General features: G+C 36.6%; 27 protein-coding genes and 1 pseudogene. 7 read left to right on the top strand and 21 right to left on the bottom strand.

The annotated features are described in order from the left end of the window. Positions 1-189: 189 nt before the first annotated feature. The gene (locus U9R83_RS11520) at positions 190-966 is read right to left on the bottom strand and encodes a 3-hydroxybutyrate dehydrogenase (RefSeq protein WP_014460117.1); all 777 of its coding nucleotides are present in this window, start codon (positions 964-966) and stop codon (positions 190-192) included. 19 nt (positions 967-985) lie between these two features. Next, positions 986-2266, bottom strand: a complete 1281-nt coding sequence (locus U9R83_RS11515) for a GntP family permease (protein WP_115653878.1) — start codon at positions 2264-2266, stop codon at positions 986-988. 336 nt (positions 2267-2602) lie between these two features. Here U9R83_RS11515 and U9R83_RS11510 point away from each other — a divergent pair, with 336 nt between their 5' ends. Further along, positions 2603-3202 carry a DedA family protein gene (locus U9R83_RS11510; protein WP_014460120.1) on the top strand — a complete coding sequence of 200 codons (600 nt, stop codon included), beginning with the start codon at positions 2603-2605 and terminating at the stop codon, positions 3200-3202. Positions 3203-3243: 41 nt separating this feature from the next. Here U9R83_RS11510 and U9R83_RS27690 read toward each other — a convergent pair. After that, positions 3244-3345, bottom strand: a pseudogene (locus tag U9R83_RS27690) (hypothetical protein); the annotation flags it as partial. A gap of 124 nt (positions 3346-3469) precedes the next feature. On the opposite strand from U9R83_RS27690, the gene U9R83_RS11505 reads away from it, so the two are divergent. The 3 genes from U9R83_RS11505 to U9R83_RS11495 all read left to right on the top strand — a co-directional run bounded on the left by U9R83_RS11505 (position 3470) and on the right by U9R83_RS11495 (position 5527). Beyond that, positions 3470-4240, top strand: coding sequence for an SDR family NAD(P)-dependent oxidoreductase (locus U9R83_RS11505; protein ID WP_115653877.1), 771 nt, complete (start codon positions 3470-3472; stop codon positions 4238-4240). Positions 4241-4412: 172 nt separating this feature from the next. Then, on the top strand, positions 4413-4553 hold the full coding sequence (sspL, locus tag U9R83_RS11500) for a small, acid-soluble spore protein L (RefSeq protein WP_013057030.1): 141 nt from the start codon (positions 4413-4415) through the stop codon (positions 4551-4553). A 302-nt stretch (positions 4554-4855) separates the two neighbouring features. Further along, positions 4856-5527 (top strand): NAD(P)H-dependent oxidoreductase, encoded by a 672-nt coding sequence (locus U9R83_RS11495; RefSeq protein ID WP_099330993.1) that lies wholly within the window; start codon positions 4856-4858, stop codon positions 5525-5527. A 29-nt stretch (positions 5528-5556) separates the two neighbouring features. Here the strand turns inward: U9R83_RS11495 and U9R83_RS11490 are convergent, their stop codons facing one another. The 14 genes from U9R83_RS11490 to U9R83_RS11425 all read right to left on the bottom strand — a co-directional run bounded on the left by U9R83_RS11490 (position 5557) and on the right by U9R83_RS11425 (position 19749). Beyond that, positions 5557-5844, bottom strand: a complete 288-nt coding sequence (locus U9R83_RS11490) for a 3-isopropylmalate dehydratase (RefSeq protein WP_099330992.1) — start codon at positions 5842-5844, stop codon at positions 5557-5559. A gap of 114 nt (positions 5845-5958) precedes the next feature. Next, a complete protein-coding gene (locus U9R83_RS11485) occupies positions 5959-6177 on the bottom strand; it encodes a spore germination protein (RefSeq protein ID WP_028413367.1) in 219 nt (72 codons plus the stop codon). Between the two features lie 164 nt (positions 6178-6341). Continuing rightward, positions 6342-7010, bottom strand: coding sequence for a fructose-6-phosphate aldolase (fsa, locus tag U9R83_RS11480; RefSeq protein ID WP_115653875.1), 669 nt, complete (start codon positions 7008-7010; stop codon positions 6342-6344). A 276-nt stretch (positions 7011-7286) separates the two neighbouring features. After that, positions 7287-8027: a metallophosphoesterase family protein gene (locus tag U9R83_RS11475; protein WP_099330990.1), complete on the bottom strand. Its 741-nt coding sequence runs from the start codon at positions 8025-8027 to the stop codon at positions 7287-7289. Positions 8028-8334: 307 nt separating this feature from the next. Next, positions 8335-10023, bottom strand: coding sequence for a M4 family metallopeptidase (locus U9R83_RS11470; RefSeq protein WP_243549336.1), 1689 nt, complete (start codon positions 10021-10023; stop codon positions 8335-8337). Between the two features lie 512 nt (positions 10024-10535). Next, positions 10536-10676 (bottom strand): YjcZ family sporulation protein, encoded by a 141-nt coding sequence (locus U9R83_RS11465; RefSeq protein WP_013057023.1) that lies wholly within the window; start codon positions 10674-10676, stop codon positions 10536-10538. Between the two features lie 256 nt (positions 10677-10932). Further along, a complete protein-coding gene (locus tag U9R83_RS11460) occupies positions 10933-11145 on the bottom strand; it encodes a hypothetical protein (RefSeq protein WP_013083131.1) in 213 nt (70 codons plus the stop codon). A gap of 89 nt (positions 11146-11234) precedes the next feature. Then, positions 11235-13322 carry a PAS domain S-box protein gene (locus tag U9R83_RS11455; RefSeq protein WP_328575242.1) on the bottom strand — a complete coding sequence of 696 codons (2088 nt, stop codon included), beginning with the start codon at positions 13320-13322 and terminating at the stop codon, positions 11235-11237. A 135-nt stretch (positions 13323-13457) separates the two neighbouring features. Beyond that, positions 13458-13724, bottom strand: coding sequence for a hypothetical protein (locus U9R83_RS11450; protein ID WP_140450848.1), 267 nt, complete (start codon positions 13722-13724; stop codon positions 13458-13460). A gap of 61 nt (positions 13725-13785) precedes the next feature. Further along, positions 13786-14682 carry a GH25 family lysozyme gene (locus tag U9R83_RS11445; RefSeq protein WP_243549333.1) on the bottom strand — a complete coding sequence of 299 codons (897 nt, stop codon included), beginning with the start codon at positions 14680-14682 and terminating at the stop codon, positions 13786-13788. A 46-nt stretch (positions 14683-14728) separates the two neighbouring features. After that, on the bottom strand, positions 14729-14947 hold the full coding sequence (locus U9R83_RS11440; RefSeq protein ID WP_108674720.1) for a hypothetical protein: 219 nt from the start codon (positions 14945-14947) through the stop codon (positions 14729-14731). A 172-nt stretch (positions 14948-15119) separates the two neighbouring features. Next, positions 15120-16499: a class II fumarate hydratase gene (gene fumC / locus U9R83_RS11435; protein ID WP_208732320.1), complete on the bottom strand. Its 1380-nt coding sequence runs from the start codon at positions 16497-16499 to the stop codon at positions 15120-15122. Between the two features lie 221 nt (positions 16500-16720). Further along, positions 16721-19072 carry an immune inhibitor A domain-containing protein gene (locus tag U9R83_RS11430; RefSeq protein WP_226556275.1) on the bottom strand — a complete coding sequence of 784 codons (2352 nt, stop codon included), beginning with the start codon at positions 19070-19072 and terminating at the stop codon, positions 16721-16723. A gap of 380 nt (positions 19073-19452) precedes the next feature. Further along, the gene (locus U9R83_RS11425; protein ID WP_013057017.1) at positions 19453-19749 is read right to left on the bottom strand and encodes a hypothetical protein; all 297 of its coding nucleotides are present in this window, start codon (positions 19747-19749) and stop codon (positions 19453-19455) included. Between the two features lie 233 nt (positions 19750-19982). Between U9R83_RS11425 and U9R83_RS11420 the strand changes: the two genes are divergently transcribed. Together U9R83_RS11420 and U9R83_RS11415 are read left to right on the top strand one after the other, a co-directional pair. Continuing rightward, on the top strand, positions 19983-20576 hold the full coding sequence (locus tag U9R83_RS11420) for an exonuclease domain-containing protein (protein WP_014460139.1): 594 nt from the start codon (positions 19983-19985) through the stop codon (positions 20574-20576). 84 nt (positions 20577-20660) lie between these two features. After that, entirely contained in the window at positions 20661-20786 is a 126-nt protein-coding gene (locus tag U9R83_RS11415) for a hypothetical protein (protein ID WP_279401010.1), read from the top strand. A gap of 26 nt (positions 20787-20812) precedes the next feature. Here the strand turns inward: U9R83_RS11415 and U9R83_RS11410 are convergent, their stop codons facing one another. The 4 genes from U9R83_RS11410 to U9R83_RS11395 all read right to left on the bottom strand — a co-directional run bounded on the left by U9R83_RS11410 (position 20813) and on the right by U9R83_RS11395 (position 24073). After that, positions 20813-20980, bottom strand: a complete 168-nt coding sequence (locus tag U9R83_RS11410; protein ID WP_243549331.1) for a Fur-regulated basic protein FbpA — start codon at positions 20978-20980, stop codon at positions 20813-20815. A gap of 226 nt (positions 20981-21206) precedes the next feature. Beyond that, complete coding sequence (locus U9R83_RS11405) at positions 21207-22700, bottom strand: sodium:solute symporter family protein (RefSeq protein WP_014460142.1); 1494 nt, start codon at positions 22698-22700, stop codon at positions 21207-21209. Continuing rightward, on the bottom strand, positions 22700-22897 hold the full coding sequence (locus tag U9R83_RS11400) for a DUF3311 domain-containing protein (protein WP_045290266.1): 198 nt from the start codon (positions 22895-22897) through the stop codon (positions 22700-22702). Before U9R83_RS11400 ends, U9R83_RS11405 begins: the two co-directional genes overlap by 1 nt. A gap of 321 nt (positions 22898-23218) precedes the next feature. Beyond that, complete coding sequence (locus U9R83_RS11395; protein ID WP_115653867.1) at positions 23219-24073, bottom strand: STAS domain-containing protein; 855 nt, start codon at positions 24071-24073, stop codon at positions 23219-23221. A 234-nt stretch (positions 24074-24307) separates the two neighbouring features. Between U9R83_RS11395 and U9R83_RS11390 the strand changes: the two genes are divergently transcribed. Then, positions 24308-24814, top strand: a complete 507-nt coding sequence (locus tag U9R83_RS11390; protein ID WP_208732324.1) for a PCYCGC motif-containing (lipo)protein — start codon at positions 24308-24310, stop codon at positions 24812-24814. The last annotated feature ends 34 nt before the right edge of the window (positions 24815-24848 follow it).

Here is a 24848-nt window from a genome sequence, read left to right as displayed (position 1 = left end):
ATCATCCTTTCTAATCTGTAGGCTTTTTTATCCTACTATTTATCTTTACAGGAGAAATAGTATAAGGCTGCTTTTATGTATCGCCTAGTTATATTTTAACGTTGATTAACTCAATAGAATAGATATAACCTAAAAAAGCATAAATGAGCCCGTTAGACTTATTTATGCTTTTGGTAATTTATTCTATTTTTATTGAGCTGTATATCCGCCGTCCATTACTACCGCTTGACCAGTTACACCTTTTGCTTTATCACTCGCCAAGAAGATAGCATAGTCAGCAATTTCGCTAACGTCTAGTAATCGTTTTTGAGGGACTAAAGGATAAATAACTTCTTCAAGAACGCTTTCTAATGGTACGTTTCTTGTTTTAGCTAAACCATCTAACTGACCTCTTACTAATGGTGTATCCACATAGCCAGGACAAAGTGCATTAACCGTAATACCATGTGCTGCACCTTCAAGAGCAGCTACTTTTGTTAAGCCGATCACACCGTGTTTGGCACTGTTATAAGCTGCTTTGCCTGCAAAACCGATTAAACCGTTGATAGAAGAAACGTTAATAATACGTCCGAACCCTTGTTTTTTCATGATTGGAAACGCGTGCTTAATCGCCATAAATGGAGCTGTTAGCATAATTTTAATCATTAACTCATACTTTTCAGTTGGAAACTCTTCAATTGGAGAAACATGCTGCAAGCCAGCGTTATTAATGAACGTATGAACCGCTCCAAAATGTGCGTTTGCTGTTTCGATTAAATGTTTGATTTCTTCTTCTTTTGTTACATCGGCTTTGACACCAAGCGCTTCGAATCCAGCTTCACGAAGATTTTGTGCTGCAGACTCTACGGCAGTTTGGTCAATATCAGATAACACAATTTTTCCGCCGTTTTCAGCGAATCGTTTACCTATTTCAAACCCAATTCCTCTTGCTGCTCCTGTGATTACAATTACTTGATTTTCAACCATGTGTATTCTCCTCCTGTTTTTAAATAATACCAGCTGCCGCTAATGCGACTCCTGCAAATAAAGCGATAGTTGGAATAATAAATGCAACAACAAATACGTCTTTATACGTTTCTTTATGCCGAAGACCAGTTACGGCTAACAGCGTTAACAGTGCACCGTTATGCGGTAAAATAGATGCACCTGACGCAACGCTTGCAATACGGTGCAGAGCGTCAGCACTTAAATTCGTCGTTTGAGACAAGTGATACCACGTATCTCCTAATGCTTGAAGCGCAATACCCATACCACCGGATGCTGAACCCGTGATCATCGCTAGCACTTGAACGCTTAACGCTTCTGAAACGAGCGGATTACTCGAAATGTTTAATAGCACGTGCGTGACATCTTTAAACTCTGGAACTGCTGTAATAACCGAGCCAAAACCAACTGCTGCACTCGTGTTAATAACAGCCATTACGGATCCTTTTGCTCCTTCATTTATAGAAGAAATAAACGTCTTATAGTGTTTGAAATTAATAAGTAAAATAGAAAAAATACCAATTAATAATGATACGATAGGCTCCCATTTTAAAACGTTTAATGTCACGACAACGATAATCAGAGGTAAAATAGCTAATATTACATTCATCGAGTCCTGCTCTTCACTTGCGGCAACCGATGATTCATTAGGCTCAGTAAATCCTTGATTTTTAGCTTTTAATTTTTTATCGCGATAAGCTAACCATAAATAGCCTCCCACTGCCATAATAAGGCCTGAGACAATTCCAATAATCGAACCGGACATTGCATTGGTTTTAAATGTAGCAGTCGGAATCAGATTTTGAATTTGAGGCGTACCTGGAATCGCTGTCATTGTAAATGTAAATGCTCCGAGTGCAATGGTTGCTGGCAGTAAATTTCGCGATACGTTAGCTTCTCGAAATAATGCGATTGCTAAAGGATAAATTGCAAAGACAACAACGAATAGACTCACTCCGCCGTATGTCAAAATGGCTGAAGCAATCAGCACCCCTAAAATGGCTCTTTTACTTCCAAATAATTTAGCAATACGCTGCGCCAACGATTTAGCTGCTCCTGTATCTTCCATTAGCTTTCCAAAGACGGCTCCTAATAAAAAGATGGGGAACCATTTTGCAGCGAAATCTACAAACCCTCCCATATACACATCTGTGTAAGTAGGCAGTACTTTTAAACCGCTAAAATAAGCAACGAACGTAGCTACGACAGGTGCCACCCAGATAATAGACCATCCTAGATAAGCAAAAAACATCAACAATAACAATCCTACAATAATAACCACACGGTAACCTCCTTTCCTTTTAATACATATACATAATGGATTATTTCACAACACAACAAGTTTACACCCGTTGTTTTTATAAGTAAAATGAATAAAAGGAATCAAAACTATGAATAAAAGTCGTAGTTTATTTAAAAATTCACTCTCGATTATTTTTCCCCTATAATTTCATTCTGAGTAGAAGCTATAAAATACACTTCCTTCCTTTTTTCTTGTACAAGCTAATTTTTTTCTGTCACATCCCGCTTTCTTCCTTTATTTTCTTTTCTCTTATAAGTTTTTCCGAACATATAGATGGGTATTTGAATGTTATGACACAGAAAAAGAGGCGATCTTATGCTACACTTCATAACAGATTTACTGAAACAATTTGGAATTTGGGGACTTTTAAGCGGACTGGCCATTGAGGCTTCATCACTGCCGTTTCCTGGTTCTCTTCTCACCCTTACCTACGGATACTTATTAAACATGCACATAGTAAAATTATTATTAATCGCTCTTGCAGGAAGCGCCGTTTATACAGCTTTTAGCTTTATACCGTATGGGATAGGCTATAAATTAGAAGATAAGGTAAAGAAAAAATTATCAAAAAAGAAAAAAGCATTTGAGAAATCACAAAAATGGTTTAAAAAATGCGGATTATGGAGCATTGCGATTGCTCGTCCTTTAGGGCTCGGAAACTACATTTCCTACCTTTCAGGGCTATCTAAAGTGAAACCTATGCCGTTTGCTCTGCTCACATTTCTTGGTATCTTTCCTTTGAATATTGCCATGCTTTGGCTAGGACAAATCGGAAACTTTAAGTCCATTCAGTCTTTTATCTCAGATGCACAAACGTATATTCTAATTGCAGCGGTAGTGGCTGTATGCGGATTTTTAATTTATAAGTTCTATTTTAAAAAGAGTAGTTGCAGCGAACAGTCTAGTTCAACTTAAGATTAAGAGTATAAAAAAAGACCCTTCGGGGTCTTTTTTTATTAAATGGAAATAACACCTAAGATTAATGCTGCTATTGTCATCACTGCCGTAGTGCCTAGAGCCCACTTAATTAAAAATCGTTGCAAATCACTGAAGTTTAGCACCCAACTTCAAATGTTTACAAACAGACTTCTAAAGGGAAAAATAAATCGAATAAACGCTTGACTTAAAGTGTACTTTAACAATTATAATCAATTTGAAAACATCGAAAATGGAGGAATCAACATGAAATATACAGTAATTACTGGCGCAAGTTCAGGAATTGGATATGAAACAGCTTTAGCTTTCGCAGCGCGCGGAAAAAACCTTATATTAGCTGCACGTAGAGAGGACAAGCTGGATGAATTAAAAGGAAAGATTGAAGAACTGAACCAAGATGTAAATGTTATTATCCAGTCGGTTGATTTATCCGTGGCAGAAAATGCTCATACGTTTTATGAGTCACTCAAAGAGTATGAATTAGAAACTTGGATTAACAATGCTGGATTCGGAAACTTTGCTTCTGTCGGTGAACAAAAATTAACTAAAATTGAAACAATGCTTCACTTAAATATCGAAGCTTTAACCATTCTTTCTTCTCTATTTGTAAGAGATTATGAAAACGTTGAAGGTACACAGCTTATTAATGTCTCTTCTGGAGGCGGCTACACGATTGTTGCTGATGCAGTCACTTATTGCGCAACAAAATTCTACGTAAGTGCATTTACAGAAGGTCTTTCTCAAGAATTAAAGGGAAAAGGAGCAAAAATGCAGGCTAAAGTTCTTGCTCCAGCTGCTACTGAAACAGAATTTGCACAGCGTTCGATGGATATGAGTGATTTTGAATACGAAGGACGAGTACCTAAGTTCCATACGTCAAAAGAAATGGCTGCTTTTATGCTGGATCTTTATGATAGCAATAAAACGGTAGGACTTGTAGATGGAGTGACTTACGAATTTCACTTAAAAGATCCTATCTATCCATATGCAGACAGAGCAACCAGTTCAGATTCTTAAACGAAAAACACCCTTCCGAGGGTGTTTTTTTATGGCCGTTTAAATGAGTAACTATCTTGTTTATGTAATGAAGATGCTTAAAGATAATCTTTTCATATTTATCTTTCCACTCTTTACTTCCTGATTTTTGTTTCACTTTTTTGCACATACTAACCGAACGGAGGTGACAAAAATGGGTACAAAAAAATCTGCTAACCGAGGTCAAGTAGCCCCTGGTGTTAACCCTCAAGGACATGGAAAAGATGTTGAATTTTCAACAGAACCGAAAAGTGAACTTGAAAACAAAGCGAAGAAATCGAATACAAAAATTTAATTAAAAAGGAGAAGATTACTCTTCTCCTTTCTACCCCTCTTAACTACTTTTTCTAAGACGAAACTCCACAGATTGTTTACTCCTTTCTGCTTCTTATAAAACTGCATCAATAGTATAAAAAAGTATACTATACAACAAAAATGTGCGTACTTGTTAGAATGATTTATATGATTTATGATAAATCTGCAAACGGATTTTATGACAAATTGTATGTTAACTGACTGTTAGTTGTAAGCTATACAGGGTATAGATTACTCTGAACAGTTCATCATTAAATATTTTTACAGAAAGGTTGTTTACACATGAACAATACAGATAAGAAACAAGAAATTTTAGACGCATTTAACTTTCGTCATGCTACAAAAGAGTTTGATCCAACGAAGAAAATTTCCGATGAAGATTTCCAATTTATTTTAGAAACAGGGCGCTTATCTCCAAGCTCAGTAGGTTACGAGCCTTGGAAGTTTTTAGTCGTTGAAAATAAAGATTTAAAAGAAAAATTAAAAGCTGTTTCTTGGGGAGCACAAGGTCAAATTCCTACAGCAAGTCATTTTGTTATCATTCTTTCTCGCACAGACGCAAGATATGACTCTGAATATGTATTGGATCTTCAAAAAAACGTAAAAGAAATGCCGGATGATGTATTAGAGACATTAATGCCTCGTTATAAAGATTTCCAAGAAAATGATTTTCACTTGTTCGAAAGCAAGCGAGCGCTATTTGATTGGGCTAGCAAACAATCTTATATTGCACTAGCTAATATGATGACATCAGCTGCTCAAATTGGCATTGATTCTTGCCCAATTGAAGGGTTTAACTATGACCAAGTACATGAAATTCTAAAAGAAGAAGGATTACTAGAAGACGGCAAGTTTGATGTTTCCGTTATGGTTGCATTCGGCTACCGAATTCATGAACCTAAGCGCGGCAAGACAAGAAGAAGTATGGATCAAGTTGTACAGTGGATAAAATAATAACAAAAAAAGAAGGGATGACAGCAATGTTATCCCTTCTTTTTTATATCTTTATATGCTGCTATAAAATCAGCAGGATCGGTGTGTATGGTATAAGCGAACATCCCTTGATTTGTATGTAAGTATAAAAAGCCGCTTTCTTTTGAGACGCATTTGTAAGAGATATCAAACACGCTGTTAACGTGGAAGCAATTTTTCTCTGTTTGAATACTATCAGCGTATAAGCATATGTCTTTTGAATGCTGAATCGTCACCTTTTGTGTTCGTTTCACTTTTCTTTCAATGTATGTATAAGGAATCATCGAAATAATGCTCATAGCGCAGCTCACCTTCCCCATGGATATTTGTCTTTGAAAAATCCAACATCTTATTAACAAAACTCTATCACTTACCAAAAAACAATTCCAGAAAGAGTATTTCTGGAATTGTTTTCAAGATTGTTGCTCTTTATTTTCTTCATCTTTGCAAAAGTCGATATTACTGTTTGTCATAGAGGCAATAGCAGGAGAACCATTTCCAAACGAAAAACAAGCTCCTACCGATTTTGTATTTGCTGTGTGGCTATTTTGTACAACACAGCCTACGCTTACATTCGAATTGTCTTTTAACCCGTTAGTCACGATATTCTCAATGTTAATAATACAGCCCATTTTAACACCTCTTTCGTTTCTATTAACGTATGTCATCTCTGTGTATATGTATAGGATGTTCGCCTATTAATGATAAGTTGTTTTCTGCAAAATACAAAAAAAGAATCTTCGTGTACTCTTTAAGCAGAGAAGACACTAAAATGATGTCTTCTCCTTAAGTCAATTTAACTTTTTACGGCTTTTTCCCAGTCTGATGCAAATTTTTCAATTCCTTGCTCTGTTAACGGGTGTTTTACTAATTGTTCAATTACGGCATACGGAATGGTCGCAATATGCGCCCCAGCAAGAGCTACTCGTGTGACGTGATCTGGGTGTCTTACTGACGCTGCTATAATTTGTGAGTCAATGTGTTGAACTCGAAATAGCTCTGCAATTCGAGATACCAGATAAACCCCGTCTTCTGAAATATCGTCTAAGCGTCCTAAAAATGGCGATACGTATGTGGCACCGGCACGAGCTGCTAGAAGCGCTTGATTCACTGTGAAAATTAACGTTACGTTTGTTTTTACGCCTTTTTTAGCTAGATAACGGGTTGCTTCCAATCCAGCAATGGTCATAGGAAGTTTAATCGTTATATTTTTGTCTCCTCCGTTAATTTTGATAAGCTCTTCTGCTTGAGCAATCATGTCATCTGCTGTTACTGTGTCGGGCGTGACTTCTGCTGAAACGGATTCTACTTCCGGGACGGTTTTTAAAATTTCTTCGATGCGATCTTCAAACTTTACGCCTTCTTTAGCTACTAGCGAAGGGTTTGTAGTAACACCTGATAATACCCCAATTTTATATGCTTTTTTAATATCTTCCAGGTTAGCTGTATCAATAAAAAATTTCATCATGTATTCCTCCACTCGTTATAGTAAAAGCAGCTTTTCAGGGGCGTTTTTGCATGACTTTATGTTCAAATAGAATTGCCCTCTTCATATTGTCTTCATAAAATAAAATTTATTTCCTTTCAAATGCTGTATGTTTTTCTCCAAGTTTTCCCTCTCTTAAATTCATCGGAATAACTTTTATTTGCATGTATCATACTAATGATGTTGAAAAACCCCTCATATGCTCCACTAAAAAACCTTCAGCACTTATGCTGAAGGTTGAGATTCATTCTATTCTTAATTTTTCAGTCCTCTATAGCGAGCTGTTTTTAGTTCTTGAACGTAAGGTTCAAAGTCCGGCATCTCTACAGATCTCGCCAATTCGATTGCCTTTTCAATATCGTATGGAATACGCACGAATTGAATAGAAAATGCTGAAGGGCTTTCGTCTTGATCCTTTCCTTCCAAGATAAGATAGGAAGCTTGTGGTAAATCAAGCGGGTTTCCTACACTTCCTACATTACATAGCGTTTTCCCTTTAATATGTTGAATAAATGCATTATGTACATCTCCGTAACAGATGACATCTGGCTCTCTTGATCCTTTTATATTTTCCGTATATTCCGTATTAGCAAATAGACTAAGGCGCTTTTCAAGTGAATCCCAGGGTTGAATTCGGTCATAAAGACTTCTAGGTGAAGCGTGAAACATTCTAATTAATTTTCCGCTCATCATAAACTCAACAGAAAAAGGAAGTTCCTTTAAGTATGCCTCTTGAGCTGAACTTAACTTCTTCTGATGCCATTTTAGCGCTTCAAATTCCGCAGGCTTTGTAATGAAGTCATCCCAGTTTCCCATTACTGTTACTTCGCACTTTTCTTTTATGATATCAATCGCTTTACTTGAGTCAGGTCCTTTTCCTACTAAATCACCTAGACAAATGATGCGATGGATATCTCGTTGTTGTATGTCAGCTAAAACTGCTTCTAATGCAGGAAGATTTCCGTGGATATCTGAAATAACAGCAATTTTATCCATTGATTCCTCCACTCCTTTTTCATATGTATGTATTCAATTCTTTTCTTTATTATAACATTTTATAATAAGACCGTTTACTAAAACGGGTCCTCTTCATTTAACAAACAACGGTATAATTCGAATGGATATAAAAGGGAGGAATAAGAAGCGGATTTTTATGAATTGAGAAGAAATCTATCTTCCTGATTTATTAACATAAAATAAAGGAGTACTGTAATATATTTATACGAGTACTCCTTTATTGGTAGTAAGGTAGTATAGAAAGTCGTAAGATACCTCATTTATCTTGCGACTTTTGGTTTATAACTTATTGAACACCAACTGCGTCAAATGACTTGCCTACTGAAATTACTTCTTGAGATCCTGAACCGTATAGATCAGCAGCAGCTTGTACTAAACCTGCACGCGCTTGGCTAAACGTTGTAGATTGAGTGAAGTATAGCGTATTAGCACGGTAATAAATTTTTCCTAGCTTATCGCCGCCGATGCCTGTTACAGTAACGCCGTAATGCGTTCCTCCGTTAGCTAGCAAGTAAGCAGCTTTGTTGATAATACCACTGTTTGTATGAACTCCGCCGTTGTCACTAGAACCTGTATAGCGCTTTGAATAATGATCCGGATCTCCGTATTTCGCTGGGTTGCTCATTGAACGAAGGGCATCACCGCTTGTTCCAGGCGTATAAATATCTTCTCCAATTTCCCAATCTGGATTGCGGTTGTCATAGTATTCTACCAATGTTCCGAAAATATCGGAAATTGCTTCGTTTAATGCACCTGATTCATATTGATAGATTAAATTAGAACTTCTTTCTGTGACCGCATGCGTCAATTCATGTCCGATAACATCTAATCCTCCTGATAGCGGAACAAAAGTAGTTCCATCTCCATCTCCATATACCATTTGAGAGCCATTCCAAAACGCATTGTTGTAGCCGCTGCTATAATGAACAGTCGATTTTAGCGGAGCTCCTGCATTGTCATAGGAGTTGCGGTTAAACTTGTTTTTATAATAATCATATGTCACGCCTGCATAATAGTGAGCATCTACTGCAGCTGCATCGCGGGTTGCATTGTACGTATTATCGATATCTGCCCATAGCGTACCCGGAAGAGATGTACGATTTTTTGCATCGTACGTATAGATTGTAGCGCCTCTTGTATTATCTTGTAAGTAGTACGTAGAACCAGATAACGTTGTCTTTAAGGATTTAGTATCTCCAAGCACTCCTTTCCCTGAGCCAATAGCATTTGTGCCTGTTACAGGTTTCGCTGCCGGTTTTGCCGCTTGCTTCACGTCGGCTTTTGAACCAGCTACGGAATCAATTGTATTGTACTTATCCAGTACTTTACCGCTAGTAGCATCAACAAAGTAATAATAGTTGCCTGGTTCAGGATTTAAGAAATTTAAATTTACTACATAAGCATATGTAGTGTCTGAACCATTTTGATAAATATACAGTTCAGATGAAGGAGATTTTTCATACGTCGGCTTAAATCCTAAGTCTTTTTCAGCTGCTTGAATCGCCTTTTTGCTGTCAACTTGCTTCTGTCCTTTTAATTTTTCCTTTTTATCTAAATCAGGAGCTACTGTACCTGATACAACTTTTAAGGTTCCATCTGTCGCTACGTGTGCTAATTGAGTAGATCCCCAAACAGGAATATTATTATATACTTGCTGCAAGCGTACCACGGTTGCTTGTTCCACAGGATCTTTCACCACTTCTGTTACTTTAAATGAGTTTTGAGCATTTTCATTTCCTAATTTATATTTGTCTTTATTTGTATTCATATAGTGAAATACAACGTCTTGAGCCTTCTGTGATGACGGTCCTGAAAGCTTTCCGGAAATAAACTCAGGAGATTTGATTTCTTTGTTATACTTTTCAGTTGAAAGTACATTATTTGGCGCAGCACTGCTCGTATGTGCAAAAGCAAATGATGAAGAAAGAATACCAACTGATAATAATACCTTTAAAGCCTGTTTTTTCTTTTTCATAGTTTTTTCTCCCTATCCCTAGTAAATTTAATTACCTCAATTTTTCTGTTAATTGTGATAATTAGCAACATTATAGCAACTAAAAATTACTACGTCTATATATTATTTTAATATTCCTATTATTATGAAAATTAAAAATAAACACTCTGCAATAAGTCTTTTTTACCTATTTAAACTATATGAAAATCATTTACGTTGATTTTCATACAAGTAAAATAATTCTTCTAGTCAGCTGATAAAAACTAGCGGTCTAGGTAGTGTTATTCGGTCTTACTATCAGTTCTATTAAGCATTTTACAAAAATTACTTATAAGGAAAATTATAAATTTCAGACCCTTTTTGCAGCTTAAGTCTACTCTTCCTCTTCATTTTTTTATTTTTTTAATCTATTAATTAAATTTTTTATATGTTTTTTATGTATGTGCACAACATTATTTTATTATAGTACTGCCCTTCTTATGAACATAAAAAAGCACGAATCTACTAAAATCTTTGCAGATTCGTGCTTTTTTTTATTTGAAACATGTACAACCAACGATAACTAATAAAACAAATAGTACAACGATTAATGCAAAACCGCCACCGTAATTACCGTAGCCGCCGTAACCGCCGTAGCCATAACCACCGCCGTAACCCCAGTTACAAAATCCCATTTCACTTCACCTCCGTAGCCTGTTTACTCTATAGCATATGTACAGGCTAGGAAAAATGCTCGCCCATTTATCGCCCTTTTATGACGATAAAAAGAGATTGAGACATAACGAAATCACTCCAATCAACCGCTAGAAGCAACCAGCTAAATTAAACCCATGTTCACCATAGCAAAAAAATCCGAACGATGAATCGTTCGGATCTTCCTTCAACTAAAATACTTTTGTCCCATCCTCTTTTAAGATAACAAATATTAACTTATTTACTTTTAGAAGCTTGTTCTTTAAAGCGAAGTATGTAATACGGAACAATACAAATAACCGCCAAAACGAGAGCCGTTAAACTGACTATGCGGGGATTATTCAGCCCAAAAGAATAGTCTCCAAAAGATGCTCCAATCGCAATAATAGCAAAAATAATATACAGAATACGAAATATGTTAATCCACTTTTTCTGTTTAATCGTAACCACTCCTTTGCTTATTTTACTCCAGCATAGAATATTATAACTTTACTAAACAACTTGTTGCAAAATTTCTTCTTCCTTTAACTGATTACCTTTTATTCTAACGGTAAACAAATTTCCACATTCGTCCCTTTGTTTACTTCACTTTCAATACTAAGAGTTCCTTTATGCTGCTGGATAATATTAAAGCATATCATTAACCCTAACCCAATGCCGTCTTCTTTAATACTGTAAAATGGTTCACCTAAATGTTTGATACGATCTTTTGAAATTCCTACACCTTCATCAATAATTTGAATATAAAGGTGATTGCTGTCTTTTTGTCTCAGCTCAACTTTAATTTCTCCTCCAGAAGGCATTGCTTCAATCGCATTTTTAAGAATATTTATAAACACCTGTTTCATTTGATTGCTTTCACAATATACAAGAGGCATTTCTCCATATGAATGAAGTTCAATAAAGATGTTTTTCATGGTTGCTTGAGGCTGCAGCAATAAAATCACTTGTTGAATTAACAGCTGCAAATCAATTGACTGAAATGTTACGGCCTGTGGTTTTGCCACTGACATGAATTCATCTGTAATCATTTCAATACGCTCAATTTCAGAGGATATAATATTCATATAGGTTAACTCTTCTTTACTCGCTTTTTCAGTTAATAGCTGCATAAACCCTTTGATGGCCGTTAAAGGATTTCTAATTTCATGAGCAATAGCTGTAGCAAGCTGCCCGACCGCTGCTAATTTCTCAGATTTCTGCAGCAGCTCTTCTGTTTTTAAGTACTCTGTTCTGTCTCTTGAAACAATAAGAAGCACTTTTTTGTTTTCTATATTGAACAGCTTTCCACTATATTCTAGTTTTTTTATTTCGCCAGACTTAAATGCAAACTGTGATTGCAGCGTAAAAGAAAGATTTCCTTGGCGGATTTCTTCGACTGTTTTTTGAACAATGTCAGAATCTCTAGGTATAATATGGTGGCAAGGCATGGATAAAAGCTCTTCTCTCGTATATCCAAAGCGCTTACAGCCGGCTTCATTTACTTCAATAAAACGAGAAGGAAAATGATTCGAACCTATTTCAAGTAAATAAATTGCGTCGTTTGCATATTCAAATAACGTGCGGTACTTTAACTCACTTTCCTTAAGCTTACGATGTAACAAGTCAAGCTCTTGTTTAGCTTTTTTAGCTTCAGATATATCCACACATACTCCAGACAAACCTACCAACTCATCTTTGCCATTAAAAATCGGCGAAATAGTGATGCGAAGGTCTACTAAACTTCCATCTTTACGAGCTCTTACTACTTCTACTCGATTGATTGCCTCTTTTTCAGCAACCGTCTTTTTTATATTCTCATGTACGTCCTCACTAAAAGCTCCTGCTATATCGTAATATTTTTTCCCAATGACTTCGTGGGCTTTCCAACCATATACTTTTTCGTAGGCTTCATTAACTCGCAAGATCCGCCCTTCTAAATCAGTTATGATCACCGCATCCATGTGATGATTAATAAAAGACTCCAGCTGTTCTTTCGTATATTCTAATTCTTTTTTCATTATTCTGATAAAAAAAGAATCTTCTTCATCCTTACATGAATCTGATCCAGCATAAGCAGCTTCTTCTGCTACAGCGTAAAATTTACGATAAAATTCTATCGTCGCTACGGCTATTCCCAGTCCGAGAATTCCGAACACTAAATATTCTACTTCGCTATAAAACGGCGACTGAATAGGTGTATTCCAGAAGTAATTTGTCAGTAAGACATGAACGATAAAATGAATAAAAAAACAAAGAAGAGATTGTTTTAATAAAGCAAACTTCTTTCTATATCGAATAAGAGGAAAGGAAAACAAAAAGGTAAAAATTAAAATTAAGATAGTCAGTAACCAATGACTTTCTAAATAGATACTGCACACGGCCATAGTAATACCTGCAACTGCACCGGCTCTATAACCAAAGTATAAAACGGTCAAAATAAGAGGAAGAAAACGTAAATCATATGTAATCTGTTGATACGTAACGCTATATACCATAAGAATAGCAGAAACAATACTTGCATAAATACCACTCATCCATTTGTATTTATGGGCTAGACGCTGTAACAAAAATATTCGTATCGCAATCATAATACTCACAAAAAACGAAAAAATACATAAGTTAACAAATAGTCCGCTACTAACCACTCCTTCTAATCCTCCTTTACTTGTAAATATGCGTGAAATAATTCCCTTATATAGAGAGTGTAACATGAATAAGCGCTGCTATTTATAAAATTAATAAAAAAACTAGTCTTGCCCGAGGCAAGACTAGTTTTTTTATTATCTATGCTGATCTTGATACATAGGTCCTTCTGAAATCATATTGCTTTCAGAAACGTACGTAGGATCTGAATGCACATCTTTATTTAGGCTAGCATTTACCTGCTGTTTTTTAGATAAACTTGAAAGTTTTACTTTGGCACTTCGAACAAATCCTTTTACTTTTCGTCGTTTCGCAGCATCGCTTAATATATAAGACGTAATGCCGACTCCTACAGTTGATAGGGTAATACCTGATATCAATGCTTTTTGTTTTCGTTTTCTCATAATAGCTCCTTCCTTGTACCTTTTTGAATCTTACAGTGACTTTTCCCTATTAGGTAATCTCTCAAACCAGATTATTCAGATTATTCACTTCTTTAACAAGACGCGGCAGTGTGTCCGCTCCTGCTATCCCATCTGAAAAAAGGCCATATCGATTCTGGAATTTTTTCACCGCAGCGATTAATTCATCTCCATAGAAACCGTCTGCTCCAAACTTCGGAAGAGAAAAACCTAGTGCAAGTAAGTTTTGCTGAATTTGTTTGACTCCTAACCCTCTATCACCTTTAGAATACACAAAGGGTCCTTTTGTATTATTCGTCATAGAGAGATTTGTTGTGACTTCTTTAAAAAATGAGTAGTCCATTTCATTTATATCCACGTTTGTAGAAATTCCTTTTACTCTGCCAGAATCCGTATACTGAAACATTGCCCATCGCTGCCACTGACTTAGCTCACCAGGGTGCTGCATACCGCCTTGTCTGTTGGCTGCACTATATCTTGCTACCCACAAAGGATACTTACTTATTTCGTTTGTAAAAAAAGTTTTAGCAAAATGATAGTTCGTATATACGATAGGCTTAATCCCTGTTGTTTTGTGAACATGCTCGAGCCAGCTTGCGGCAAAGCGAGAAATAAACTCTTTGGACTTTTTCTTATCTTCTTCTAGATCCAAACATGGGGGAAGGTCTAGTTTCATTTGTCCGAGCTGAGTAATAAAAAAAGCAGCTTCTTTTTCCGGACTATTTGTACAGTGAGCATAATGATAAAATCCTACTCTCAAGCCCGCATTTTTGGCACCTATATAATTTTCATAGGATCTAGGGTCTACAAAAGTTCCGCCTTCTGTTAGCTTTATATACACCCCTTTTACTGAGGTGTTTTTTATTTCTTTCCAATTAATGATTCCTTGATGATGAGAAACGTCGAGAATAATAGGATTATTTGAGTGTCGCCTTTGCATAGTTTTCACCTCTTTTGCTAGCTTCCTTATGTATACGACGAATACTTTAAAACCCCTGTTTTTCCGGATCCTGATATTCTTTTATAACAATGTGTAAAACGTTGCTCATTTGAATGGCTAAATAAGCTTCGTGTTTTTTGTCATAATAACGATACCATCCTTGCGTATGAATAATAGATTCCTCAAGCTCTTTTACATTTTCTGATTCAACCAATGTACTGATTGATTTTTCATTTCCAAAATAAAACTTCACTTCGTACGTCACTTGAATTCCTCCTTTATAAATATGTAAATACCCTAATCTTATGTACTTGAATCTAGTATAAGGACGTGTAAAATTTCTTTTAATCCGCAGTTTCTTTTATATGTTTATTTAGAACAATGTTTATTTTATTAAAAAAAGAAGCCAAGCAGCTCGGAATGCTTGGCTTCTTTTTTTATTCTGATGGATGAATCATATTCGCAGGATTTACCCATCGCTCAAATTGTTCTTCTGTCAGGAGTCCTGTTTTGACCGCTGCTTCTTTTAATGTGGTTCCTTCTTGATGAGCCAGTTTGGCGATTTTAGCCGCGTTTTCATAACCTATGTGCGGATTTAATGCTGTTACAAGCATAAGAGAATTTTCTAGATTATGCTGAATTTTTTCTTTGTTGGGTTCAATTCCTACTGCGCATTTATCGTTAAAAGCCTGCATGGAATCTGTCAGCAGTCTGACTGATTGTAAAAAATTATAAATAATAACCGGCTTAAATACATTTAATTCAAAGTTTCCTTGACTAGCCGCAATGCCAATCGTCACGTCATTCCCAAGCACTTGTGCAGAAACCATTGTTAGAGCTTCACTTTGAGTTGGATTTACTTTTCCAGGCATAATAGAACTTCCTGGTTCGTTAGCAGGAATTGTAATTTCGCCTAGTCCGCTCCGAGGACCGCTTGCCAGCCAGCGTACGTCATTGGCGATTTTCATTAAGTCAGCTGCTAAGGCTTTGAGTGCACCGTGGGCATAAACCACTTGATCATGACTTGTTAATGCATGAAATTTATTAGGTGCTGAGATAAATGTTTTTCCAAGCGTGCTGCTGATTTCTTTCGCTACTTCAGCACCGAAGTCAGGATGTGCATTTATCCCCGTCCCAACAGCTGTACCGCCAATAGCTAATTCCTTCATATACTCTACGCTTTGTTTAATCATTTCTTCGTTCTTTTCGAGCATATGATGCCATCCGCTAATTTCTTGTCCTAGTGTTAGCGGTGTAGCATCCTGCAAATGGGTTCTTCCTATTTTAATAATATCTTTAAACTGCTCTTGCTTCGCAGCGAACGTTTCTTTTAATGTTTTTAGAGCAGGCAATAATTTATCTTCGACTTCTAGTACAGCTGCAATATGAAGAGCTGTAGGGAAAGTATCGTTAGAGCTTTGTGACATATTGACATCATCATTTGGATGGAGCGTTTCGTCGCCGTTTATTAGCTGGTTTCCACGGTGGGAAATCACTTCATTTACATTCATGTTTGATTGCGTTCCGCTTCCTGTCTGCCATACCACTAAAGGAAAATGTTCATTCCATTTCCCTTCAATAATTTCGTTAGCAGCTTGTACGATGGCTTCCGATTTCCCTGCTGATAGTTTGCCTAGTTTATGATTACTAATAGCCGCACTTTTCTTTAAAACCGCAAAAGCGCGTATTACTTCAATCGGCATTTTTTCAATTCCTATCGGAAAGTTTTCTTTACTTCTTTGCGTCTGCGCTCCCCATAGTTTATCTTCTGCCACTTTGATTTCTCCAATTGAATCTCTTTCGATACGATAGCTCATAGTTAGAACTCCTTTTCAATATTTTCTTTACCTATTAGTATTGATTATATGGATGAATTTCATGACATAATAACAATTATTCACTGTTGAAAATTCCCTTTTTTCTATTTTTTAAACGGGCTTAGCGTCTTTGATTATTTAGCTCATAGTTTATTTTGATTTTATGATACAAAAAAAGATCCGAAGAATACGCTCTTCAGATCTTTTTAATACGTCCAATTCTACTTATGAATCCATACAGCACCAGCTGAATTGTCTTTCGCTTCACCAATTACGTCTAATTTTAATCCGTTTTGAGGAAGCAAGCGGCCTGCATCTTTAATTCTTTCATCTAAATACGATTTTTTGTCGTTAAAGCTTGTAACGCCGTTTGATTCTTTAGATGAAATCGTTCCCCATGTTTTATGAGAATATGACCAAGCAGGTGATTTATCAAATGAGAACGCCGCGTCTGCAATTTGATATCGGCTTGAATTTGCTGTAGTGCTAATACCATTCACATTAAAGTAAAGAACTTTATGAGCATGTGAATCAACTACACCAAGGAATCCTTCACCTGGATGTTGTCCTACCCAGTTATCAAGATAGCTTTCATCTGCGTACCAAAGCAGCATGCCTGTATTATATTTTGCACCGCGCGCGAATTGAAGTGCTTTATCACTGCCTGCGTAGTTTCTCCACTCAAGGTAATAATAGTTATCTTTGTAGCTGATGCCGTTTGTCTTTTCAAATCCATCTAACGTTACTTTTGGAGCTCCTTCAGCATCGTCCGTAAATACCGTTTTTCCATCTACTACTAAACTAGCATTATCAAGGGCGAATCCTTGAAGAGCAAGTCCACCGTCCGTTACGTATTCAAATTGAAGCTTGATTTTTTTACCTTTAAACTGCGTCAAGTCATAGCTTTTATCTTCCCATTTTCCGTTAGATGTTTCAGCAGAACCATCTGCATTATTCGCTTTATCACCAATTGTATCTAACAGAACTTTTGAACCGTCAGGAAGAATCGCATTTACATATAAGTAATCGTATTCTGCCTCTACTTCATAGAATGCTTTGTAATTGAATTTAGCTGTTTTTGCTGCTGTTAAATCAAACTCTGGCGTAGTCATCGTCGTATGCAGATCGTCTCCGCGTTTACTGTAGTAATAGTTGCTTCCAAACTCAGGCTTAATCCCTTGAACAGCTTTTTTAGGTAAATTAATCTTCACAATACCTGGTCGTTTAGATTTTGTCACACTTTGATCAACCACGCTCACAGAGCCCGATTTTGTAATGTTTTTGCTGTCGATTTGTTGAATATTTGCCCAGTTTCCACCCATATTTGCTTGGAAAAATTCTTTATTTTGCGGGGAGAAACTTGTCGGTTCTGTTCCAGCTACTTCACCAGCCCAGCTCCCTCCGCTCATAATTGACCAAACGCCTACCGGCTCACCTTGACCCGTATACTGTGTATCATACTCATCCGGCAAACCTAAATCATGGCCAAATTCATGAGCAAAAACGCCAACTGCTCCGTCTTCTGGTTCAATTGTATAATCATAAGCAGCCATGTTTGTTCCAGGAACTTTATACACTTGTCCCAAAGTAGAGCGATGAGACCAGATAGCATCGTTTCCTAGTTTACCTCCACCTGCTTCTTGCCCAGTTCCAGCATGAATGACCATTAAGTGGTCCACTATGCCGTCAGGCTCATTTCGGTTGCCGTCTCCATCGATATCATATTGATCGAACTGATCATAATCTGAAAGATTAATGCCGCTTTTTGCTGCTGCAGCAAGCGCTTCTTTTACGAGGTTACGAGGCCCTTTAGATCCAGGCGCATTATCGTTTCCTCCCGCTGGATTATCTGCTCCGTATTCTTTTGCGTTTCCTGGTACAGTTAACCAGTCAGAAACCGTTCCATCTACTGTGTAACTACCTCCAGACTGTTCTTCATAATATTGTTTAAACGTTTTAATTTTCTTACCGTTAAATAGCGTAAAATCTTTCTTTCCAAACATTAATTGCTGATAGTGATTTCGGTTAAAATCTTTTGCATACATATAACCAGGTTCTTGAACGACATTGTTGTGCTTAAAGTCTGCGTATTCGACTAAAAGAACAAGAACTTTATCTTTTCTCACTTGTCCGTTATATTTGGCCTGAGCTGCAGGTTTAACATTTACCCCGTTCCCCGAATTGTTTCCTTGAGACTTAATGTTAGCAAATTCGCCTCGTTGAAACTTTTCTTTTTGTTTTGTTTGCATTTCTTTCGCTTTCAAATCAATTTTGCTAGCTTTATGTCCCTTCATGCTCTCTTTATGTGCATCTTTTTTGTTTATGTAAGAAGTAACGGCTTTCTTCACTTCTTGCGGTGTTGCACTTTGAGAAATGACTCCTTGGTTTTTCAGTGCGTTAGCCAATCTTTCTTCCGGTACTGTATTCATATCAATTGGTGAACTCGGAAGTTCCTCCGATTGTGCGGTTTTAGCTGAAGCAGTACTTCCGTTCATAAGTACTGGCCCCACTCCGCTTAATGTAACAGTTGTGGCAAGAAAAGATGTCCCCAAAATCTTTTTCCAGCTTTTCAAGTAAACCCCTCCATTTTAGAATTTTCAAACTATTAGCAAGATTTATTTTATATTCTAAAACTAGGAAGGTCAACTACATTTTACTATATTATTAAAATTTTTTGATTCTAGTAGATAATGTAAAATAGTTTTATAGTATGTAACTAGTTTTCTTTGCCTGACAATTAAAATGTCTGATAAACCCTTATTACATATGCAAATTCCATGCCAAATGGATAACCAAAACTAAAAATATACGAAGCGTATTTTTTAGGGAATTAGAACTATCTTTTCTGTATTACTATTATATGAAAACAAAAAATTCCCCATTATGGATACAGAAAGATAAAAAAATCACTTCTCAATAGACAAGAAGTGATAATCTCTGTATGCAAGTAAATTTAAGAATGTTCTTTTTGACGCTGCAGCAAGATATGATAGAGCGACATGCTCCAAATAGACATATTACGCGCTGCGATTTCATAAGGTTTTTCATCAATTTTAAACAAGAAATCCCCTTCATAACTCACGGATTTCCCTTGCTTTTCTAGCTCTTGTTTGACAGCTTCAATCCATTCTACTGCATTCGTATAATGTTTGTTCAAACGAACTTTAATAGTTTGATTCCTGTAATGAATAAAAGATGTAATTCCCCAAAAAATTAAGACAAGAAAAAGTACCATATACAGCAATTGCATGATAACGATCCCCTTCTTCCTTCATTTCATTATTTTCAATGAAGACTTAATTTAGATGAGTAAATATTACTATTCTCCTTTGCTATCGTCATCTCCTTTAAAAAAGTAAATTCCTTTTCCACGCAGGCGTATAAAATAAATCCATGTACGTGCTCCCTCATCTTTTTTACTAACGTTTTCTGTTAAAAAATGATAAGCTAGTAGAATGATAAATAGAAAGGGAGGGCGACGAGTTGTCAACTGAACAAGTGAAATTAGCAGCCGTTTTAGATGTTGAAACAACGGGATTAAGTGCGCAAACATGCGATATTATCGAATTAGCAATTGCTGTTGTTTCTTACGATTCTTCTACCGGAGAAATAATCGACATTGTAGAAGAATATGAAGAATTTAATATGCCTTCAACTCCCATTTTCCCGTATATTACAAACTTAACGGGAATTACAAATGAGATGGTCAAAAATAAAACATTAGACGATAAAAAAGTGGAATCGCTGTTAACTAGCGTTTCGGCTATCATCGCTCATAATGCTTCTTTCGATCGCAGTTTTCTTTTAAAACGGTATCCATCTTTATTTAACCAAAAATGGCACTGCTCTATGCGTGCTGTCAAATGGAAAGAGTACGGCTTTCCTAATAAAAAACTAACAACGCTTCTTGACCATCATGATATTGAGAGAGAGCACGCTCACAGAGCTATGGATGACGTGAAAGGAACCATTGACTTGCTAAGACAGCAAAATCCTAACGGAGAGCCCTATTTTTCTGAAGTATTAAAAAAAGCAATGAGCAAACCTAAAAAAACAGCGGCTTCCACTCGTTTTTAACTCAATAAAAAAAGCGCAGAAGCTGCGCTTTTTTTTATTTTTATTCGCATATTTCTTAAGTGTTGAGTTATATGTTTGAGGAGTATGATTGGAAACAGCGAGGCTGTAAACGCACCGGAAGAAAAAGAAACGTGCCTGCTTTTAAGCAAAAAAGCAGCGGAGAAACAAACTGAACAGCTGGTGTTTACACACATATACGAAATCAGCTGAATTTCTAATAATCTGGGGGATTTTAATTATACTTCTCTTACCTTTTGGTTTTGAAGATCGTGATGCGTTTGTTCTAGTTCACTTAAATTCAATTCGTACAAATGTCTCCCGTCTTCTGCTTTAAAATAACCTGATTCAATAATTTGATTCATTAAAAGATCTTTCTTTTGCTCAAATGCTTTTTCACATGTCATGTTATCATCTCCTTTTTTAGGTAAATATCTTTCATAGAAAAGACGTACACCGCTTGTGGCATACGTCTTGTTGCTTTTCACACTCGTTACCTATGTTTAAAAACAACGCAATCGTTACATTTTATCGAGAAGGCTGCTTATATCTTGCAGCCATATTGAACATTTTGTTGATGCACTACTTTTATACCCTTCATGATGTTCTTAAAACGCAATTGGAAAAAAAATTTCACAAAATTTGTTTTCCATCTACCGCCCCGCTTTCAAAATGCGGCTGTGCGGCGATTTTTTTCGTTGCTAAACTGACCACCATTAATACAACTAAATTAATAAATAAAGAAATAACGCCGACATTTGTATCTTTAATGATTTGTGGCAACGCAGGAAACAGCGTGCCAAGCGTTGTTTCAGTAATGGTTATATACATCACAGACGCAATGCCGGCAACAATACCAGCACACGCCCCATATTTAGTCACGATATTGTTTTTCATTAAACTAAAAATAAAAGCAGGAAACAGCTGCGTCACAATGCTGTAGCCCATTAGTAAAAGCGTTACAATCGTATTCCCTCCATGAAGTGTAAAATAGACTGAAACAAGCGCAATGACCGGTACGAAGCATTTAGCCAGCATCGAAATTTGTTTGCCCGTCGCTGAGGGAACAAGAACGCCATAAACGTTTTTAGACAGTGACGTAGAAGCTGCCATCAAAAGCATGGATCCAGGCACAAGCGCTGTTAATAAACCAGCTGCGCCAATAAAGCCGACAATCCACGGGTCAAATGTTTGAATGGAAAGACGAAGCAGTGACAAGTCCGCTTCTGCGCCTTGTAGTCCAGGTACCTGCATAAGAGCAGTAAACCCTACAAAAAAGACAAAAAGCAGCATTAACGTATAAATAGGACTTATAATAGAATTCTTTCGAAATACATTCTCGTTTTCAGCTGAATACGTTGCATTAAACGTATGCGGCCACATGTAAAATCCTAATACGGTCAGCATGACTGTAGAAATAAACCACGAAATACTTAGACCTGTCTTGGGAAGAGTAAGAAACGCTGGATTTGCTTGATGCACAGCCTCAAACATTGGCTGTAAACCTCCGTAGTAATGAAACGGCATATATATTCCTAAAAATAATACGACAATAAAAATCATAATATCTTTGACAATAGCCGTCCACGCAGAACCGTGTATGCCTGATATCATTAAGTAAACCGTTAATGATATGGCTCCAATCCAAATGGCTGCAGTTGAAGAAATAGAGCCATAAGAAGCTTCAGATACAATAATACCTAGGCCTTTGAATTGTAAAATAATATAAGGAACAATTGCCAGCACCCCTGCGCATGAAACAACGATGCCTAGAAACGGGCTTTTGTATTTTGAAACAAAAAAATCCGGCTGAGACATAAGCTTATGCTGCTTCGCATATCGCCATATTTGCGGACCGATCCAATACCCTAACACGTATGCTAAAGAAATATAGGCTAAAATATAAAACGCCGGCCCTCCTTTTCCATATGCCCAAGCGCTTCCTCCTAGAAACGTAAAAGTAGTATAGATTTCACCCGCCATCAAAAAGAAGACAAAAATGGTTCCAAAACCTCTCCCGCCTACGCTCCACTGTTCTAAATCCATTTTTTTGCCCCGCGTAGCTCGAATTCCAAGATAAATAGCTAAAAGTAAAAAACCAAAAATAATAATCAGTGCGATATTCATTATTTATCTCCTCCTTTAACAGCAGGATCAAGCTTGTACACAATACCCATAATAAAAGACGTAAGGATTACCCACATAACAATCCAAAAGAGAAAAAAAGGCATACCTAAAATAAACGGCGTCACTTTGTTAACAAGTGGCAATAAACCTAATATTCCTACAAACGGAAGCAGGCAAAGAAGATAAATGATTTTCATAGAACTCCTCCTTAATCACACGGCTTATCAGTGCTCACCTAAAACTTTAACTATCTCATTATGTACTTCTCTTATTCTGCTCCTTACACCTCCATTCTTGAGCTAAACGAGACGTTTGGCATAGAAAACCGCCGTTCGTTTGCTTCTTAGTATCTTCCATTTCTCTCCATGTGAAAAGGAGTTTGTAAGGCATGCTTACAAGATTTTGAATGCAGCAGAATATCATTTTGTATTTTCATATACAGAATATAGACAAACAAAAAAACGGAACTGAAAGCAAAGGTCTCAAACAGTTCCGTTTCGATCTAGCATTTCTATACTTTACTCTTCTTCTTTTTTCTTTACACCAAGCGAAGAGAGAGCTTGTTTTAAATGCCCAAACGTTTCAATTTTGTTAAAACTAATTCCTACATTAACAGCCGTCTGAGCCATGTCAGGACTCACTCCTGACATAATCGCATGGATGCCTAGCAGCTGCAAAATGTTAATCAAGTCAAAAAATTTGTGAGCGACATACGTATCTACATAATTTACACCCGATAAGTCAATGACTAGATGCCTTATATGTTTTTCTGCACATCTTTTTGGAACAACCTCGATAATAGAATCACCTTTGATTTCATCAATAAGCCCTACCAAAGGCAAGACCGCGATGTGATCTACAATTGGAATAACAGGAAAACTCGTTTCGTCGATTAGCTCTTGCTGAAGGCTTATTTTTTGCCTTGTGATTTTATAATACTGTTCGGAGAATTCATTAATGAGTTTATCAAATGTTGTATGATAAACTTCACTCCAAGACAGTATATCTTCTTTTGTAATAGATGAATGTATCAGGCTATATGTTTTGACATACGTCCAAATAATTTTTCTTGTTTTGCTTAGCGCTTCTACTACTTCGTAAATTGGCGTATCAAATTTAATTCTGCTGTTTACTACTTCCGTCGTCCATTTCATCATACGTTGTTTGAAAATCTCTTGATTATCAAGAAAGCCGCTCGCAATTGTTTCGATTGTATAAAGATGCTGTTCGCGCAGCTTTTTCTCAACTGAAGCATCTGCGTCCTTTGAGTAAATCGATCCTTTAATATTACTTCTTTGGCGCAGCCATTCTTCACTGATAGAGGCTGAATTCTCTAAAATATATTCAAAAAGACGTTGATTTTGTTCACTCACTACTTTTTAACCTCCGTTCACTTTCTCCTTCTGTCCAATTGCTTACAAAACCCACCTTATGATAAATTCGTGCTTCATATTTTTTCCTTGTCCATCTCTATCATACACGATAACCGCTCTGCATACTTATAGAGAATTAGATATAAACAAGCAGGTATTTGATTATCTACATAGATAAACTGCCGTGTATGATGCAACTATCGTTTATTTTTACATGAAAGGATGTTAATTGTATTGAAAAAATCAATTATTTTGCTGGGGATTCTCGCTACAAGTATTGGATTATCCGCTTGCTCAAACAATACAACAACTTCTTCTGCTACAAACTCTTCTGCACATTCAGGTCATGAACATCATAAAGCTGCAGTTGCTGATATTCGCGAAGAGACTCCAGGAGTAGATGTGTTACCACAGTTTTTGAAGAACCAGCCTAAAGACATGAAACTAGTTTATTTATCCGTTGCTAAAAATCGTGAACTACTTGAAAAAATCCCTTGCTACTGCGGGTGTGGTATGGAAGCGAATCACAAAAACAGCTATGACTGCTTTATTTTTAAAAACAAAAGAAATGGAGCAGTTGTCTGGGATGATCATGGAACAAAATGCGGATTGTGTATAGAAATTGCAGCTAAAGCTATGCTCGACTATAACCGAGGCAAATCAATAAAAGATATTCGCAAAGACATCGATGAAAAATATAAAGAAGGCTATGCACAACCCACTCCTACTCCTTCCTTGTAGCACATTAGCATTTTTTAAGTAAACATTGGTGACA

The sequence above is a fragment of the Priestia sp. LL-8 genome (genome assembly GCF_036227845.1).
Classification (GTDB): Bacteria; Bacillota; Bacilli; order Bacillales; family Bacillaceae_H; genus Priestia; species Priestia zanthoxyli.
The sequence above is the reverse complement of the archived record's forward strand: the minus strand, read 5'-3'. Positions and strand labels throughout refer to the sequence as shown.